Origin of the sequence: Phenylobacterium sp. (assembly GCF_036677185.1) — a bacterium.
Classification (GTDB): Bacteria; Pseudomonadota; Alphaproteobacteria; order Caulobacterales; family Caulobacteraceae; genus Phenylobacterium.
Genome location: NZ_JAKFEN010000016.1, coordinates 1 through 15855 on the forward strand (window position 1 = coordinate 1; position 15855 = coordinate 15855).

General features: G+C 67.4%; 19 protein-coding genes. 10 read left to right on the forward strand and 9 right to left on the reverse strand.

All coding sequences use genetic code 11. From position 1 onward, the window contains the following. Nucleotides 1-380 (forward strand): hypothetical protein (locus V6M51_RS07160; RefSeq protein WP_332765890.1); only part of this gene is annotated, 380 nt, incomplete at its 5' end. An 8-nt stretch (nucleotides 381-388) separates the two neighbouring features. Here V6M51_RS07160 and V6M51_RS07165 read toward each other — a convergent pair. The 3 genes from V6M51_RS07165 to V6M51_RS07175 all read right to left on the reverse strand — a co-directional run bounded on the left by V6M51_RS07165 (nucleotide 389) and on the right by V6M51_RS07175 (nucleotide 3174). Further along, on the reverse strand, nucleotides 389-1321 hold the full coding sequence (locus tag V6M51_RS07165) for a diacylglycerol/lipid kinase family protein (protein ID WP_332765891.1): 933 nt from the start codon (nucleotides 1319-1321) through the stop codon (nucleotides 389-391). After that, complete coding sequence (locus V6M51_RS07170) at nucleotides 1321-2799, reverse strand: sulfatase-like hydrolase/transferase (RefSeq protein ID WP_332765892.1); 1479 nt, start codon at nucleotides 2797-2799, stop codon at nucleotides 1321-1323. Before V6M51_RS07170 ends, V6M51_RS07165 begins: the two co-directional genes overlap by 1 nt. A gap of 126 nt (nucleotides 2800-2925) precedes the next feature. Next, nucleotides 2926-3174 carry a hypothetical protein gene (locus V6M51_RS07175; RefSeq protein WP_332765893.1) on the reverse strand — a complete coding sequence of 83 codons (249 nt, stop codon included), beginning with the start codon at nucleotides 3172-3174 and terminating at the stop codon, nucleotides 2926-2928. Nucleotides 3175-3399: 225 nt separating this feature from the next. On the opposite strand from V6M51_RS07175, the gene sfsA reads away from it, so the two are divergent. The 6 genes from sfsA to V6M51_RS07205 all read left to right on the forward strand — a co-directional run bounded on the left by sfsA (nucleotide 3400) and on the right by V6M51_RS07205 (nucleotide 9230). After that, nucleotides 3400-4113, forward strand: a complete 714-nt coding sequence (sfsA, locus tag V6M51_RS07180) for a DNA/RNA nuclease SfsA (protein ID WP_332765894.1) — start codon at nucleotides 3400-3402, stop codon at nucleotides 4111-4113. Beyond that, entirely contained in the window at nucleotides 4114-4929 is an 816-nt protein-coding gene (map, locus tag V6M51_RS07185; protein WP_332765895.1) for a type I methionyl aminopeptidase, read from the forward strand. Between the two features lie 64 nt (nucleotides 4930-4993). After that, complete coding sequence (radC, locus tag V6M51_RS07190) at nucleotides 4994-5758, forward strand: RadC family protein (protein WP_332765897.1); 765 nt, start codon at nucleotides 4994-4996, stop codon at nucleotides 5756-5758. A 268-nt stretch (nucleotides 5759-6026) separates the two neighbouring features. Next, nucleotides 6027-7241, forward strand: coding sequence for a CDP-glycerol glycerophosphotransferase family protein (locus V6M51_RS07195; RefSeq protein ID WP_332765899.1), 1215 nt, complete (start codon nucleotides 6027-6029; stop codon nucleotides 7239-7241). Nucleotides 7242-7292: 51 nt separating this feature from the next. Continuing rightward, a complete protein-coding gene (locus V6M51_RS07200) occupies nucleotides 7293-8372 on the forward strand; it encodes a glycosyltransferase family 2 protein (protein ID WP_332765901.1) in 1080 nt (359 codons plus the stop codon). Nucleotides 8373-8531: 159 nt separating this feature from the next. Further along, complete coding sequence (locus tag V6M51_RS07205) at nucleotides 8532-9230, forward strand: FkbM family methyltransferase (RefSeq protein ID WP_332765903.1); 699 nt, start codon at nucleotides 8532-8534, stop codon at nucleotides 9228-9230. Between the two features lie 36 nt (nucleotides 9231-9266). On the opposite strand, the gene V6M51_RS07210 is transcribed toward V6M51_RS07205, so the two are convergent. After that, a complete protein-coding gene (locus tag V6M51_RS07210; protein ID WP_332765905.1) occupies nucleotides 9267-9926 on the reverse strand; it encodes a lysoplasmalogenase family protein in 660 nt (219 codons plus the stop codon). 394 nt (nucleotides 9927-10320) lie between these two features. Here V6M51_RS07210 and V6M51_RS07215 point away from each other — a divergent pair, with 394 nt between their 5' ends. The 3 genes from V6M51_RS07215 to V6M51_RS23855 all read left to right on the forward strand — a co-directional run bounded on the left by V6M51_RS07215 (nucleotide 10321) and on the right by V6M51_RS23855 (nucleotide 13002). Then, complete coding sequence (locus V6M51_RS07215) at nucleotides 10321-10713, forward strand: hypothetical protein (protein WP_332765906.1); 393 nt, start codon at nucleotides 10321-10323, stop codon at nucleotides 10711-10713. Nucleotides 10714-10806: 93 nt separating this feature from the next. Continuing rightward, nucleotides 10807-12552: a response regulator gene (locus tag V6M51_RS07220; protein ID WP_332765907.1), complete on the forward strand. Its 1746-nt coding sequence runs from the start codon at nucleotides 10807-10809 to the stop codon at nucleotides 12550-12552. A 105-nt stretch (nucleotides 12553-12657) separates the two neighbouring features. Beyond that, nucleotides 12658-13002, forward strand: a complete 345-nt coding sequence (locus V6M51_RS23855) for a sensor histidine kinase (protein WP_442957843.1) — start codon at nucleotides 12658-12660, stop codon at nucleotides 13000-13002. Nucleotides 13003-13128: 126 nt separating this feature from the next. Here V6M51_RS23855 and V6M51_RS07230 read toward each other — a convergent pair whose 3' ends face one another. The 5 genes from V6M51_RS07230 to V6M51_RS07250 form a co-directional block, all read right to left on the reverse strand. Beyond that, nucleotides 13129-13710: a hypothetical protein gene (locus V6M51_RS07230; protein ID WP_332765911.1), complete on the reverse strand. Its 582-nt coding sequence runs from the start codon at nucleotides 13708-13710 to the stop codon at nucleotides 13129-13131. Beyond that, nucleotides 13710-14429 (reverse strand): HupE/UreJ family protein, encoded by a 720-nt coding sequence (locus V6M51_RS07235; protein ID WP_332765913.1) that lies wholly within the window; start codon nucleotides 14427-14429, stop codon nucleotides 13710-13712. The genes V6M51_RS07230 and V6M51_RS07235 overlap by 1 nt, the downstream gene beginning before the upstream one ends. A gap of 20 nt (nucleotides 14430-14449) precedes the next feature. Next, nucleotides 14450-14839 carry a hypothetical protein gene (locus V6M51_RS07240; protein WP_332765915.1) on the reverse strand — a complete coding sequence of 130 codons (390 nt, stop codon included), beginning with the start codon at nucleotides 14837-14839 and terminating at the stop codon, nucleotides 14450-14452. Nucleotides 14840-14849: 10 nt separating this feature from the next. Further along, a complete protein-coding gene (locus V6M51_RS07245) occupies nucleotides 14850-15596 on the reverse strand; it encodes a DUF4198 domain-containing protein (protein ID WP_332765917.1) in 747 nt (248 codons plus the stop codon). Nucleotides 15597-15704: 108 nt separating this feature from the next. Further along, on the reverse strand, nucleotides 15705-15855 hold a 151-nt coding region (locus V6M51_RS07250; protein WP_332765919.1), incomplete at its 5' end, for a hypothetical protein.

The following is a 15855-nucleotide window of genomic DNA, read 5'->3' on the forward strand; positions in this document are numbered from 1 at the left end:
ACGGCCTGATCATCAGCGACAACATCGTCGCCGGCTTCGCCGACATGAAGGCCCGCATCGCCCTCAAGAACACCGTCGACGTCACCCTCACCAACAACCAGGCCACCGACTATATCCGCCAGGGCGTGGTCGAGGTCTCTGTCGAACTGGGCAACCTCCAGATCGCGGTCCCCACCGATCGGGGGCTCGACATCCTCAGCCAATGGTCGGCGAGCCACCCCGACCTCCCGGGCGCCCTGACCTATGTTCTGGACGGGCGACTGCCCTGGACGCCGCAGGTCCCGGGCGAAACCACCCATTTCCTGGAAGGCGCCTACAGTCTCGAAGCTCCGCTGCAGGTCCTCTTCGACTTCAGCAGCTACCAGGGCTCAATGTTCTAGGGACCGGCTCAGACGCAGACGCTGATCGCCAACGGCGAGAGGCTCACCTCGAACCGATCGCACTCGCCCATATAATCCCCGTCGACGTGGAAGCCGATGGGCTCGTCCGACGTGACCACGACCTCGCTGGCCTTGTGGTAGATGGCCGCCCTCGACTTCGGCAGGTCGCCGACCGCCAAGCCGTAGGCCACCCTGAGCGCGCGGCGGATCGGCATATCCTGGATCAGGCAAACGTCCAGCAGCCCGTCCGCCACGTCCGCGAACGGCGCGATATAGACGTTGTTGCCGTATTGGGCGGCGTTGGCGAAGGCGAGCACATAGCATTGGGCGGCGGTCGAGACGCCGTTCAGCCCGAGGCTGATCGGCTTGGCCCTGAACGCCTGGTACTCCCGCAGGGCCAGCCGCGCATAGGTCAGCAGACCGCGCCGTTTCGATCCGGTGAAACACCTGCTTACGTGAGCGTCGAATCCGAGCCCGGCGGTGCAGAAGAACGGATGGCCGTTGATGCGGCCCACATCCATCATCTTCAGCGACGGGTTGTTCAGGCGCCTCAAGGCCCCGGCGATGTTGATCGGAATGCCCAGGTGGCGGGCCACGCCGTTGCCCGATCCCGTCGGCACGATCGCCATCGAGGTGGCCTTGGTGCGCAGCAGGCCGCGGCCGACCTCGTTGACCGTGCCGTCTCCCCCGACCGCCACGACCATGTCGTAACCCTCCGCGGCGGCTTCCCGCGCGATCCGCTCAGCGTCGCCGGGCCCCTGGGTCAGGATCAGCTCATACTGCACCGCGTCGGGCGACAGGTGGCTCCGCAGCAGCTTCGAGAAGCCGTTGACTCCCGTCCCGGCCTTCGGGTTCAGGACGACGGCCGCCCGCAGCTGGCGCCCGATCGTCGGCCGGCTGATCGGGCTGGAGCCCTCGACCGCGCTCCTCTTGAACTGCATCACTTCGCGACACCCGCCGCGGCTCGCCGCGTCAGGGTGATGAACGGTACGCTCTCGCGATTGAAGAACATTCGATCGCTCGCCACCACATAGGGCGGCGCGTGGTCGCCGTAGATGTAGATCACGTCCGGCTTGGTCTTGGCCGCCAGGATCGAGCCGGCGAGTTCATCCATGACGTCGGCGAACTGGTTGGCGTAGATGCAGAGGTTGGGGTCCTGCACCTGGCCGATCTTGCTGCAATCGTGATCCTCGGCGCGCATGGCCGCGAGCGGGAAATGGGTCTGCAGCGTCATGACGTGGGCGAACCCCTTCTCGCCCTGGCCCATGGCCTCGAGCGCCGCCTTGAACACGTCGGCGTCGCAGGCGCCGGAGAACGACCGGGTCTTGCAAACCTTCGCGCCGGCGAGGTCCTCGTAGAAGATCGACTTGTCGAAGCCGATCGCCCGGTAGAGCTCCCCGCGGTTGTAGAAATACTTCGAGTTCCCATGCAGGCCGGTGGTCTGGTAGCCGCGCGCCTTCAGGGTCGCGGGAAGACACTCGGGCCGGATCGCCTCGGAGTCGGCCCGCGTGGGCGTGCCGGAAATCCGCAGGCCGCACAGCTCCCGCAGCTCGCCGGCCAGGGTCGCGCCCTTGAAGGCGTGGGCCGACACCGTGACCGAATATTCGCCGGCCAGGCGCTCTTCCAGCGGGGCGACGATGGCCTGGTTGAACACCTTGTTGCTGGAGAGGCCCAAGGCCTCGACGGAGACCGACAGGATGCGGTCGGGCGTGGCCGCCTGGCCCGCCAACACACCCGCCATCGACTGGCCGGGATGCCTTTCGTGGACGAAGCCCGGATTGGTGGCCCAGGCCTTGGCGACCTTGGCGAAGCGCACGGTGCTGCTGGTCGCGGCGTTGGTCTTGATCAATTCGAAGCCGATCGCCGTGCGGCCCAGCAGGTCGACGCCCAACACCGCCAGCAACAGCACCACGACAGGCAGCAGGCGGGCCTGGCCGATATTGATTCGGGTAAGCACCGCATAGAGGGCCGCCAGCGCGGCTAGGGCGGTGGCCAGCCAGAAGGCGATGAGTCCCCATGGCCAATAGCGGGCGAACTCTACGTACTCGCCCAGCAGCGCGACGTTATCGATATAGACCAGCCCGATGCCCAGCAGGAGCTGGATGGCGACCACGAACGCCGTCCCGAGAATGCCGAGCACGGCGCCCAGCCCGCCCGCGATCCGGCTAGCCACGACCGTCGCCAGGTAGAGCAGCGGAAGGTCGAGGTTGAGCCTCGGGCCCATGAAGCCGAAACGCGCGCCGAGAATCACGAGCGTGACGGTCGGAACCACGATCAGCAGGCCGAACAGGTACGCCGTCTGGCGCCAGCTCACGGACTGGGTCTTCGCCGTTCCGGGCAATGTAACGGCGCCGTTGGCGTCCAGGCTTTCGACCCCGAGCCCGGAGTTCAGCGGCGACTTTCCGAGGCGAAGGTTCATCAATGGAGCTCGCGCTGTAACAATCTGGCTCAAGAAGACAATCTCGAACCTTACCGTACAAGGATCATTCCAGGAATGCTGCGGCGCGATACCGGCGCGAGAATTCGCGTTCGGCCTCGGAGAGGATCACATCTGCCGCCGAATAGGCGGCCTCACTGACTCCAAAGGCGGACATGCGTCGAGCGTTGGGCGATCGGATCGCCCTGCCTTGGCCACGCCGCGAATGCGCGCCGCGAGTTCGAGGCCGGCATAGGCCGTGGCGGCCACCGGCAGGACCAGCAGCCAGACGATCCCGATCAGGGCGAGCGCGCCGGCGGCGCGCAACTGGTGGGGCCATTCGGCGGGCAGGTCGGGAAGATCGGGAAGATCGGGCATGGGGCTCCAGGTCGCTGTCGCTCAAGTCTTGCCCGTGTCGCCTCGACGACATTCCCCGCCGCAAGCCTGTCCCCCGTGCCCGCGCCCCATGCAAGCGTGGCCGTTCAAATTTTCCACAGCCGCGCCGGGCCTGTGAAATGCGGCCCATTTTCAGGAACTTCTGGCCCTCGCGGCGACACATTCCTAAGTGAGGGCGCTCGCCTCCTCCGCGCCAGAGACCCCGACATGGACTTCGCCCAGCCGCTCGCCCGCGGCGCGCTCGTCAGCCGCTACAAGCGCTTCTTCGCCGACGTGGTGCTGGACGACGGGACCCCGGTCACCGCCCACTGCCCCAACCCCGGCGCCATGCTGGGCCTCAACATGCCGGGCCTGCCGGTCTGGGTGTCGAAGTCCGACGACCCAAAGCGCAAGCTCGCCCACACGCTGGAGCTGGTGGATGTCGACGGCGGCCTGGTGGGGATCAACACCATGCACCCCAACCGCCTGGTCGCCGAGGCCCTGGCCCGGGACGCCATCCCGGAACTCATCGGCTATTCCAGCCATCGCCGCGAGGTGAAGTACGGCCAAAACTCCCGCGTCGACTTCCTGCTGGAGCACCAAGGCCGCCCGCCCTGCTGGCTGGAGGTCAAGAACTGCCACCTGCGCCGGTCGGGAACGCTCGCCGAATTCCCCGACTGTGTCGCCGCCCGTTCGCTGAAGCACCTGGGCGACCTGACCGAGATGGTCCAGGCGGGCCACCGCGCGGTGATGCTGTTCGTCATCCAGCGCACCGACTGCGACGCCTTCGCCGCCTGCCACGAGCTGGACCCCAAGTACGCCGCCGGCCTCACCGCCGCGGCGAAGGCGGGTGTTGAAGTCCTGTGCTATGATTGCGACATAAGCCCTTCAGCCATCCGCATCGCGCGTCCCATCCCGTGGCGCGACGCGGACGTGAGGTAGATGATGAACGACGTCCTGGAAGCCGAACACCGCACCGGCCTGATCCGCGTCCACGGTCCCGAGGGCTTCGAGGGCATGCGCGCGGCCGGCAAGCTGGCCGCCGAGTGCCTGGACATGCTGACCCCCTACGTGGTCCCGGGCGCCGTCACCGACGACCTGGACCGCATGGCCCGCGAGTTCGTGCTCGACCACGGGGCGCTCCCCGCCTGCCTGTTCTACCGGGGCTACGGCAAGACGGTCTGCATCTCGCCCAACCATGTGGTCTGCCACGGCATTCCCGGCGAGCGGGCCCTACGCGAGGGCGACATCGTCAATATCGACGTCACCGTCATCGTCGACGGCTGGCACGGCGACACCAGCCGCATGTACGGGGTCGGTCCGGTCGCCCCGCGCGCCAAGCGGCTGATCGACGTCACCTACGAGGCTATCCAGAAGGGCCTCGACCAGGTCAAGCCGGGCGCCAAGACCGGCGATATCGGCTTCGCCATCCAGTCCTATGTGGAATCCATGCGCTGCTCGGTGGTCCGCGACTTCTGCGGCCACGGCCTGGGCAAGGTGTTCCACGACGCCCCCAACATCCTGCACTTCGGCCAGAAGGGCACGGGCGAAACCCTGCGCGCGGGCATGTTCTTCACCATCGAACCCATGGTCAACCTGGGCAAACACCAGGTGAAGCTGCTCTCCGACGGCTGGACGGCGGTGACCCGCGACAAGTCGCTCTCGGCCCAGTGCGAGCATTCCATCGGGGTGACCGAGACCGGCTACGAGATCTTCACCGGCTCGGCCCAGTTCAAGCCGCCCGTCCTGAGCGCCTGATCTCCGGGTTTCGCCCTCCGCGGGCTGAAATACCCTATTGCCAACCCGGAACAAATAAAGAACGATGCGCGGCATGGTGGCGCCGCGCGAACTCGCTGAAGGTCCTCAACCCGACCTCTGGTCGGCCGCCACGCGCACGTCGAAACCGGCAAAGACCCCCAAGCCCCACTATCTCGGCCATCGCGACCGGCTGCGCGACCGCGCCGCGGCGACCCTGGACGCCCTGCCCGACTACGAGCTGCTGGAACTGCACCTGTTCCGGGCCATCCCCCGCGGCGACGTCAAGCCGTTGGCCAAGGCGCTGATCGCCCGCTTCGGCTCGCTCGCCGCCGTCCTGGCCGCTTCCCCGGCCGAACTCAAGACCGTCGCGGGCGTCGGCGAGGCCGTGGCCCGCGACCTCAAGCTGCTGCACCAGACCGCCCTGCGGGTCGGGCGGGAGGCGGTGGGCAGGCGCACGGTGATCACCTCGTGGTCCCAGCTCCTGGCCTATGTGAAGCTGGCCCTGGCCCATGAGCCGCGCGAGCAGTTCCGCGTCCTCTTCCTCGACAAGAAGAACCAGCTGATCGCCGACGAGCTCATGAACCGCGGCACGGTGGATCACGCTCCGGTCTATCCGCGCGAGGTGGTGCGCCGGGCGCTCGAGCTATCGTCCAGCGCCGTGATCCTGGTGCACAATCATCCCTCGGGCGATCCCACGCCCTCGGCCGCCGACATCCAGATGACCCGCGAGGTGGTCGAGGCCGGCCGGCCCCTACGCGTCGCCGTCCACGACCACCTGGTGGTCGGCCGCGACGGCGTGGCCAGCTTCCGCGCGCTGGGCCTGTTCTGATCCCGCGGGAAGATCATTTTCTGATCACTGCGCGCCGATGCTTGAGCCGAATGCACAATCTTGCATGACCGCCCCCGCGTCTATTTCAACATGGCGCCACTATGGAGTATGGCGGACGCATCGCCGCGGCGCCGTCTGCTGGCGATTTGTCGCAGGACGGAACTTCCCGACGCCCCAGGCTCTTTAGGGCCAGGCGGATCGACAACACCCGCGCCCTAGGCGGCGCGATACAGTCTAGTTCCGTTCATTTGCTCAGGCGGGGATGAGTATGAACGATATCCGTCGACGCATGAGGCACATGTTCTTCATGCTTCTCAATTTGATCGCCTACCCCCTCTCAAGACTCTATCCACGCTCGCGCAAGGTCTGGGTGTTCGGGGCGGCAGACAATGAATTTACCGGGAACCCAAAATACCTGTTCCTTTGGGTCAGTGAAAGTCGCCCCGATATCCAGGCGGTGTGGATTTCCGGAAACCGAAAGACTTGCCAGGCCATCCGAGAGAACGGTTACCGCGCGTGCCATCGGTGGTCACTTAAGGGAATCCTGGCGGCCGTACGGGCCAAGGTCTATTTCTTCGGTCACTATTCCGAAGACGTGAACCTGCCCTTCAGTGGCGGCGCGACCTTGGTCAATCTGTGGCATGGCGTTGGACTGAAGGCCGTCAACCTGGGACTGCCCCAGGGGCGGACCTCCAGTGTCCAGAAATTCGCCAATTCACTCACCGGATATCTGAGGCACCTGAAATATCTCATTCGGCCCGACTACATCGTCACGACCTCGGACTTCATGCAGAAGCACTTCATGTCCCAGTTCCTGGCGAAGGCGGACCAGTGTCCAAAACTTGGCTATCCCCGCCTGGACTGTGTGGTGGTGCCGAAGCTCGGCCTTGCGTCCGAGAAGATCGACCGATCTCTCGGATTCAAATGGAACAAGTCGGAGCACTCCGACATCTATATCTACGTTCCCACCTCGCGCGACAGCGGTCGCGACTTCCTCGACGCGGCCATTCCGGACGTCGAACGCCTGTCCACGGCCCTCGCGAAGCGGAACGCCGTTCTCTACATCAAGCCTCACCCGCGCACCCTGGTCCCGAGCAACTTCAAGAACGCCGACAACATCCGCATGTGGCCGGCCGGCATCGACTTTCAAACCTACCTGCATGAGTTCGACGTCCTGATCACCGACTATTCCTCGGTGCTCTACGACTACCTCGCGACGGGAGCGAAGGGCGCGATCCTCTATACGTTCGACATGGAGGAATATCTCTCCGTCGATCGAGGCCTGCTCTACCCGTTTGAGGAAAACACCGCCGGCGCCCGCGCCCGCGACTTTCAGGAACTGTGCTTCCTGCTCGAGCATGGGGTGCCGGACAACGAGAACACGCGCCAGCAGATCGAGGAGATCCGGGACAAGTTCTGGGGCGGTTCGCCCAGCCCCGCCTCGCCCGCCGTGGTGAAGTTCGTGGAGGCCAACCTGCACTGAGCCGCCAGCAGCACCTCTCGCCTTAACCTCCACTGTGAATGGGACTTGCTCGTGACAAGTGATTCACGTCTCAGATCCGCCGACGTTCCGGTCCTCATTCTCAACTTCAACGGTTGGGACGACACCTTCGCCAACATCGCGGCGATGCAGCCCTACCTGAGCAATCTATGGCTGGTGGACAACGGGTCCGATCATGACCGCACCGCCGAGGCGCGGGCGCGCTTTCCGTCCATCCGGACCCTCCGACTGCCTCGGAACGGCGGCTGGGCGGCGGGGTATAATCAGGCCTTGAGCGTCGTGGCGCGCGAAGGCCATGACGCGGCCTATCTGCTCAATAACGACGCCGTCGCCGCGCCCGGAGCCGTGGAATCGGCCGTCGCGGCCCTTCGCGCCGACGAGGACTGCGCGGCCGTGGGAAGCATCATCCTCACCCACGGCGGGCGGCGGCTCTCGTTCGACGGCGAGTACTTCTATTTCAAGTCCGAGCGCGAAAGGGCGTCGGTCGCGTTCTCGCGCGCGGTTCGACCCGCAAGGGTGCTGCACGGAGCCGGCTTTGCGCTATCCATGACAGCGTTCGCCAAGCTGGGGCCATTTCCGGAAGAATACTTCCTCTATTGGGAAGAGGCCGACTGGTTCATCGCGGCCCGGCAGCGCGGCTGGACCTTGCTTGTGGACGGCTCCTCGGTGGTGATGCACACCGGCGAGGCTTCGAATTCGGCGCACAATTCGCGGTATTATCGTACGCGCAATCGCTTCCTGGCGCTGCAGCGGGGAATCGCCGTGAGCGGGGGCGAGGAAAGCCTGGTTTCCCTTGTCGCCGAGGAACTCGTTCGCGGCTCGCGCGGAGACGCCGAAGGACAGAAGGCGACCCGGGACGGACTGGTCGACGGCCTCCTGGGACGGTTCGGGAAGCGCAGACCGCCCTGGCGCCCCCTTGTTCTGACCCCGATCATCTTGTCGCTGAAGCTCCTGGTGCGATGGCATCAGCTGCAGGCTCGGCTTCGCGCGGCCAATCGCGGGCGCGGCCCGTTTCCGGGCTTGCCCGAGCGCGCGCTGAGCTTCGCCACCCGATCGGCTCAAAAACTGAGACGGCGACGCCAGGACCTCCGTTTGGCGAAATATTCGAGATAGATCTTACCGAACCGAGCCAAGCCGCGCGCGGCGGGAACTCAGGGTATGGCGGCGCTTCAGCTTGCGAGGCATCGTGGCGCGGCGCCGGGCAGCTGGGCGCGCTGGTGAAGGGCTCGGACCATGTCCGTCTTAGGTCGAATAAATCGGGTTGTGAATCTCGTGCTGAATCGCGTGGGCGTCGAGGTGAGGCGCCTTCGGACCTATCCTGCCGAATATGACTCCCTGGTCTGGTTCCTCGAGTACCGGAAGATCCCCTGCGTGCTCGACGTGGGCGCGAACGAGGGCCAGTTCGCCTCGAACCTCTTCGCCGCGGGCTACACCGGGACGATCATCTCGTTCGAGCCGATGCCAAGGGAACATCGGCGACTTTCGGTCAGGGCGGCCAACCACCCTCGATGGCGGGTCGCGCCGCCGATGGCGCTCGGCGAGAGCAATGGAACCTCCGAGTTCCACGTCGCTGGCAACAGCATCAGCAGCTCGCTCCTGCCGATGGAGAACCTTCACCTGGAGGCCGCGCCCCACAGCGCGGAGGTCGGGACAATCCAGGTGACCGTCGCCAGGCTTGACGAAGTCCTGGCGTCCATCCTGCCCTCGGGAGTCTTCCTCTTGAAGATCGACACCCAGGGAACCGAAAGGGAGGTGATCGCGGGATCGGCGGGCGTCATGGATCGAATGATCGGCATCTGCACCGAGCTCTCCTTCGCCCCGCTGTACAAAGGCCAAGCCCTCTTCTCCGAGATGTTCGAGACGATCAACGCGCTTGGATTCAAGCTCGCGGATCTCAGCCCAGGATTCCGCCGCCGCCGGAGCGCACAAGAGCTCCTGCAGTGCGACGCTCTCTTCCTTCGTCCGGCATGAATCCAGGGCGCCGATATCCTCGCCGTCCGCGCGGCTTCACGCGGCGCGCGTGCTCGCCAGGGTCCGGGTGACGCCCAGGCAGATCAGGGTCTGGCCGGCGAAATAGAGTCCCCAGATCCCGAAGCCGACCCAGGCCTGGCCGGCCAGCGGGCCCTCCCGGGCGAAGATCAGCAGGTCGGAGACAACGAACATCACCGCCCCGATCCCGGTCATCCGCCGCGGGAAGCGGCTGATCCACGCGGTGGCGGCCATCAGGGCCAGGCCCAGCGCGTAGAGCGCCACTCCCGGCGCCCCGGCCCGGTCGGCGGGCAGCAGGAACGCCAGGGCCACCGTCGCGGGAACCAGGACGACGGCGAACAGCCAACGGCTGGGCGTGACCTCGCGCCGCCGGTTGCGCAGATAGAGCCAGATGGCGATCAGGTGTCCGACCAGGAAGGCCACGGCGCCGACCACCAGCCCGGCCGCGCCCAGCAGCACGTCGCCGGCCGCGCCGAAGGCCATGACCGCGCAGATCAGCCAGCCGTCCAGCCCGCGTGCCCGCAGGGCCGCATGGAGCGCCAGCAAGGCGACCCCCGCTCCCTTCCAGGCCAGGCTGGCGGTCTGCGACAGCGGCAGGTCCCAGGAAGCCATGTAGCTGACCCCGGCGACCACCGCGGCGATCAGCGCCACCCGCGCCGGCAAGCTCGTCTGCGCCATGCGTTTCCCCCTCGCTTCGACCCGGACGAAGCAGACACCGGTTCGCCCGGCCGCGCAAAGCGCGGCTTAGCGTCCTAGCGCGGCCATCTCGCTTGCCTTGCCCGGCCGGATCGGCGAGACGACGTTCATGGCCCTTCAAAAGCGAAGAATTGACCGAGCCCAGCGCGTGCGCTCGCAACGGGTCTGGTGGGAACGCCACGGCGCCTTCGTTCGCGGCCTGCTGACCGGCCTGGTGATTTCGGGCCTTGGGACCTGGATCTGGAACGCCTTCGCCGCCTGATCGACGACCCCGATCCGATCGACGTGTGTTTTACAATCAGTAATTGAATCTAGTGTTCAATGTCGCGTACCCGACACATGAACCTCCCCGGGTTCGAGTCATGGGGAGGGCGTGGTGTCGCAAGCGATTGGCGCAGAAACCAGCTTCCGCCTCCTTGTCCTCGACGAGGCCGGCAAGCTCCACGCCCTGCTCAGCGAGCCCCTTGTGGGTCAGGGATACGACATCGCCTGCGCGCTCACCGAGAAGGCGGCGCGCGCCTTCCTGGACGACGAGGCCCAGACCCTGGGCGCCCTGGTGATCGATATCGAGCGGGGAAACGCGCCGGTCGCCGCCGTCGTGGCGCGCCATGCCCGGCGGCTGAACCCCTTGGCGCCGGTGATCTTCGTCTCCGATGTCCCGGCCGAGGTCCAGGGCGATCTCAGGGCGCCAGGCGCGGCCTTCGTGGTCAAGCCCTTCGACCCGGGACTCCTGGTCATGATCCTGGAAGAACTGGCCGCCGGGGCTTGAGGCGCCATCCTCGCGCTATGGGCGAGCGGGGATGCGCAAGCCACCGCCCCATGCTTGTTGCCGGCCAGTGCGTGAGAGGGCGGTGAGTCGGGGATGCTGGAACCGATGACGGATGTGACCCAGCCGGATGGGTACATCCGCTACGCACGCAGCGTGGCGCTCACGCGGCTCGCCCTGGTCGCCTGTTTCGTGGCGCTCCTGGCCCTCTACACCCCCTGGCCGATGGCCCTGCTCGGGGCCGTTGAGTTCGGTCTCTATCTGGCCCTGCTGGTCGCCACCGAGATCGCGACCCGCCAGGCCGACCGCACGGTCGCGACCCGTCGCCTGCGCTGGCAGTCCGAAGTCCTGATGGTGCTGCTGGTGGCCAACGCCTGCTTGATCGCCGTCCAGATCCGCCTCTATGACGAGCCGATCATGCAGGTCGAGGCGGCCCTGCTGGCGATCTGCGTCCTGCTGTTCGCCGCCCTGCGCGTCCACATGAGCCGGGTCAGCTATGTGGTCGGGGTTGCGCCGGCCGCCGCCACCCTGCTCTGGATCGCCATCGACCCCGCCGCGCCGCTGGCCGGCGACCACTACGGCCTGGCCATGCTGCTGTTCGTCGCCGCGGTCCTGGTGGTCACCTGGCGCCAGCAGGCCACCGATCGGGCCCTGGCCCGCGCCGTGCAGAACCTCACGCGCCAGAACCTGGCGCTCACCCAGGCGATGGACGACGCCAAGGCGGCCAGCCGCGCCAAGACCCGCCTGCTGGCCGTCGCCAGCCACGAGATCCGCACCCCCCTGAACGCCGTGCTCGGCCTTGCGCACGCCCTTTGCCGCGAGCCCCTCACCCCGGCCCAGGAGGATCTTGCCCAAGGCGTCGTGGAGGGCGGCGAGCAACTGACCCGCCTGCTGGACGGGATCCTCGACCTCGCCCACCTGGACGCCGGCGAGGCGCGGCTGAACCTCGCGCCCCTCGACCTGCGCCGCCTGGCCCAGACCGTGATCAACGTCTGGAGCCGCCACGCCCTGGCCATGGGCGTCGATCTGGCCTTCGAGGACGCCGATCCCGACCTGGACTTCGGCATCGTCGCCGACGCCGCCCGGCTGGAGCAGGCCCTGGTCAATCTGGTCTCGAGCGCGCTCAAGGCCACGGCCGCCGGCGGCCGGGTCGCCCTGCGCCTGTCCGGCGTGGCCCAGGACGCAACCCTCGGCGTCATCGTCGAGGTCCGGGACGCCGGCCCTTCGATCCCGCCGGACGAGCAGGCGCGGGCCTTCGAGGCCTTCGAGACCACCGAGCGCGGTCGCCTGGCCGGCGACAGCGGCCTGGGCCTGGCCGCCTGCGCGGCGAACCTCGCCCTGATGGGCGGCGAGATCGGGATCACCGACCCGCCGGACCCGCCGGGCGCGGTGTTCTGGTTCGCCTTTCACGCGCCGCGCCATACGCACGCCTCGGGCGACCCGGCTGGCGATCTCCAGGTGGCGAACCCGATCCGCGTGCTGGCGGCCGAGGACAACGCCGCCAACCGCCAGGTGCTGGCCGCCCTGCTGAACGACGCGGCGGTGGACCTGGTCTTCGCCGAGGACGGCGCGCAGGCCCTGGACGCCTGGCGATCGGGCGCCTTCGACCTCATCCTCATGGACGCCAACATGCCGGTGATGGACGGGGTGGAGGCTCTGCGCCGCATCCGGCGCGGCGAGGCGGACGGTGCCCGCGTCCCTGTCTGGATGCTCACCGCCAACGTCGCCGACGACGACGTCGCCCGCTATCACGAGGCCGGCGCCGACGGCGTCCTGCGCAAACCGATCGACATTGGCGCCCTGTTCGCGCTGCTGGCCGCGGTCTCGGGCGGCGTCGCCTAGGTCGAACCGGCGGGGGGCGACCAGTCTCGCCAGCTTCGTGGCGGCGACACGACGATCCCGGCCCTGGCCGACCCGTTCCTGGTCGGCGAGATTCTCACCAACCTCATCGACAACGCCGTCCGCTACAGCGGCCCCTGCGGCCAGGTCACGCTAACGGCGCGTCGCACCCCCGAGGGGGCGCAGATCATCGTCGAGGACGGTGGGCCCGGGGTCCCGGTCGCGGAGCGCGAGGCGGTGTTCAAACGGTTCGCCCGCCTGACCCGGGACGCGGACAATCCCGGCAGCGGCCTGAGCCTGGCCGAAGCCTGGCTGCAGTCGCAGAGCCCCGGCCGTCACCGACCCATCGCCCAGATGCAGCGCGCGCCGGCCGGCGATGAACGGATCTCCCGCGGGTGGATCCGCGACGGCCTCCAGCGCCCAGCTCTTCAAGTCGATGAAGGACCAGCCTAGGTCGGCTCGCTCGGCCGAAGCCACAGCGGTCATGTGTGAACCCTTCTAGTCTGGCTGGCGGCCGCCGAGGCGCCGTCGGCTATCCGCGCGGGCAAGCGCGTGGGACCGTGGGATCATCGAGGTGGCCTAGTCGGTGGCCGGGCGGATGAGGGCCTTGTAGAAGCCGTGGGTCTGGACCTTCACCGTCACCGGCGTCTCGCCGCGGTTGCGCCAGTACCAGCCGTGGATCCCCGCGAACTGCGCGGTGAAGGCGCCCTGCCCACTCGTGAGGTCGGCTTCCTTCCAATAGGTGGTGAACTCGTCGTCGCCGGCGTTCGGCGGCTCGCCGTGCATGTCGGCCTTCACCGGGCCCGTGGCCTCCCAGCGGAAGATCATGTGGTCGCCCGCCGCCATCTGAGCCTTGGCCTCCACGCCGCTGTGCGGCGGGAGGGTCAGCGTCATCTCGTCGGAGCGGAGGGGCGTGGCCTTGGCGATGGTGGCCTTGGTCGGCGCCGTGACGGCCTGCGGAGCCGCTTCAGCCGAGCCCGCCGCCTCCGGCGCGGCGAACGCCATGCCGGTCAGCCCGAGGACCCGGCCCAGGCCCGTCAGGTCGACGCCCCGCTCCGCCGGCAGGACGAAGAGGGTCAGGATCGCCGCCGCGCCGGCCGCGGCGACGCCGCATGCGGCCGCCAGCTTGCCCGTCGGGGCCTGATAGGGAATCTCGCTCATCATGCGCGCTCCAGGAAGAAGCCGGACAGTTGGTAGCCGATCAGCACGAAGCCGGCGGACATCAGGGCGGTGTTGGCCACCAGCACGCTGCGCCCGAAGGTCTCGCTCCGCCGCCATAGGGTCATGAGGATCAGGATCGCTGAAAGCGCCAGGAACTGGCCGATCTCGACGCCGGCGTTGAAGCTGATCAGGTTCGGGACGAGCCCATCCCGCGACAGGCTCATCTCCTGGATCTTCGTGGCTAGTCCGAAGCCGTGGAAGAAGCCGAAGACCAGCACGGCGCCCTTGGGGTTGGGCGTGAAGCCGATCACCCGCTTCAGGCCGCCAAGGTTGTCGAGCGCCTTGTAGACCACCGACAGGCCGATGATCGCGTCGATCAGGAAGGGATTGGCGTGGACCCCGGTCAGCACGCCGAACAGCAGGGTCGTGCTGTGGCCGACCGCGAACAGCGTCACGTAATGGGCGACGTCCTTCAGCCGGTAGAGGAAGAAGATCACCCCGAAGAGGAACAGCAGATGGTCGTAGCCGGTGACCATGTGCTTGGCGCCCAGGTAGACGTAGGGCGCGATGTGGACGCCGGGGTTGCCCTGGATGAACGCCTTGTCGTCCTCGGCCACGCCATGGGCGGCCGCCTCACCGGCGAGCGCCAGCATGAGCACGAGGGTCAGCCAACCGGCCAGCCGACCCCAGCGGGCGGCGAGCCCCTCCAGCCTGCGCATCGCAAGGCCTCCCGCGGTCGTCAGTTGATGGTGAAGGTCGTGGACGCGCGGGCCTGGGTGGCCTTGTTGACCAGCATCACGCCGACCTTTGAGCCCGGCGCGAGCTTGAGGCCCTTGGCCTCAAGCTTGTTGCCGCCAGCCGGCGCCATCTGGACGTTCGACGTCTTGCCAGCCTTGGTGGTGATCGTGAGCCGCACGGTCAGGCCGGCGCTCTCCACGTCTTCCTCGTCCTCCTTGACGTAGAGGGCGACGCCGGCCGGCGCGTTGACCAACTCGAAGCGGGTCTCGCCCGTCATCTGCACCACACCGCCGTGCTGCGGCTTCATGCTGCCGTGGGCGTCGGCGCTGGCGGCGAAGCACAGGGCGGCGAGGCCGACGAAGGCGGCCGACAGGGTCTTCCAGGAGGTCATCGCGGGGTCCTCATTCGGGAGCGTGCTGCAGCACGAAGGTCAGGGTCGCCTCGTGCTCCATCTTGGCGGCCTTGGCCGGCTCGTCGCTGGGCCCGTCATAGATGGCGTTGACGACGTTCAGGCCCTGGTTGCGCACACGGATCGTGGCGATCCCGTCGTCGCCGGTGATGATCTTCTCGGCGTCGGGGTCATTGACCAGGTCGGCGATCACACGGGCGCCTGCGACCGGCTTGCCCTTGTAGAGCACGCGGAGTTTGAGCGGTTCGCCCATCTTCTCGGGGATCGCGCCGAGCGGCACGATCTGAACGACCTGGTCCGGGAACGCCGGAAGGGGCGCGCCGAGCGATCCGTTCAGATAGACGGCGTACTTGTAGTTCTTGGTGGTGATCGTGGCCTCGGGCGCCTCATCCTTGCCCTTCTTCACCCACTCGCCATCCGGCATCTTCGCCCAGATGCCATTGAACATCACGCCCGTGATCACGGTGGCGGGGCTGTCGCTGTCCACCATCACCATGGGGCCGGCCGCGCGCAGCTTGGTGGGCACCGCCTGGTACTGGGCGTCGTAGCCCGCGACCTTCTCTACGAGCGGCAGGCGCTTGACCGAATCCAGGTCGTCGGCGCCGACGCCGTAGATGAAGGCGAGCTGCTTCGAGCGCTGCGCGAACCAGATGGCATGAGCGTCGGCCGGGGGCGCCGCGAGGCCGAAGACGGCCGCGGCCGTCGCCGCCGCACCGAGGGTTCTGAGGGACTTAGGCATTCGGGGCTCCCGTAGCGATCCTGTTCAGGCCTTGAACGATATGCCTGTTGTGTGAGCCCGCGTGCCGTTCACCTGGACCGAAGACGCATCTTTTGCCGAAAGCACAGCTCAGACGGCAGCGGGCGCCAGAGCGGTCCGGTTCTTGACCAGGTCGTCGACCACGGCGGGGTCGGCCAGGGTTGAGGTGTCGCCCAGGTTGGCGAGGTCGTTCTCGGCGATCTTGCGCAGGATGCGGCGCATGATCTTGCCCGAGCGGGTC

Excerpts from the sequence above, each read along its gene's own strand:
- V6M51_RS07165 (WP_332765891.1), bottom strand. The coding sequence starts at position 1,321 with ATGCAGTTCAAGAGGAGCGCGGTCGAGGGCTCCAGCCCGATCAGCCGG.
- V6M51_RS07170 (WP_332765892.1), bottom strand. The coding sequence starts at position 2,799 with ATGAACCTTCGCCTCGGAAAGTCGCCGCTGAACTCCGGGCTCGGGGTC.
- V6M51_RS07175 (WP_332765893.1), bottom strand. The coding sequence starts at position 3,174 with ATGCCCGATCTTCCCGATCTTCCCGACCTGCCCGCCGAATGGCCCCAC.
- sfsA (WP_332765894.1), top strand. The coding sequence starts at position 3,400 with ATGGACTTCGCCCAGCCGCTCGCCCGCGGCGCGCTCGTCAGCCGCTAC.
- map (WP_332765895.1), top strand. The coding sequence starts at position 4,114 with ATGATGAACGACGTCCTGGAAGCCGAACACCGCACCGGCCTGATCCGC.
- radC (WP_332765897.1), top strand. The coding sequence starts at position 4,994 with ATGCGCGGCATGGTGGCGCCGCGCGAACTCGCTGAAGGTCCTCAACCC.
- V6M51_RS07195 (WP_332765899.1), top strand. The coding sequence starts at position 6,027 with ATGAACGATATCCGTCGACGCATGAGGCACATGTTCTTCATGCTTCTC.
- V6M51_RS07210 (WP_332765905.1), bottom strand. The coding sequence starts at position 9,926 with ATGGCGCAGACGAGCTTGCCGGCGCGGGTGGCGCTGATCGCCGCGGTG.
- V6M51_RS07220 (WP_332765907.1), top strand. The coding sequence starts at position 10,807 with ATGCTGGAACCGATGACGGATGTGACCCAGCCGGATGGGTACATCCGC.
- V6M51_RS07230 (WP_332765911.1), bottom strand. The coding sequence starts at position 13,710 with ATGAGCGAGATTCCCTATCAGGCCCCGACGGGCAAGCTGGCGGCCGCA.
- V6M51_RS07235 (WP_332765913.1), bottom strand. The coding sequence starts at position 14,429 with ATGCGCAGGCTGGAGGGGCTCGCCGCCCGCTGGGGTCGGCTGGCCGGT.
- V6M51_RS07240 (WP_332765915.1), bottom strand. The coding sequence starts at position 14,839 with ATGACCTCCTGGAAGACCCTGTCGGCCGCCTTCGTCGGCCTCGCCGCC.
- V6M51_RS07245 (WP_332765917.1), bottom strand. The coding sequence starts at position 15,596 with ATGCCTAAGTCCCTCAGAACCCTCGGTGCGGCGGCGACGGCCGCGGCC.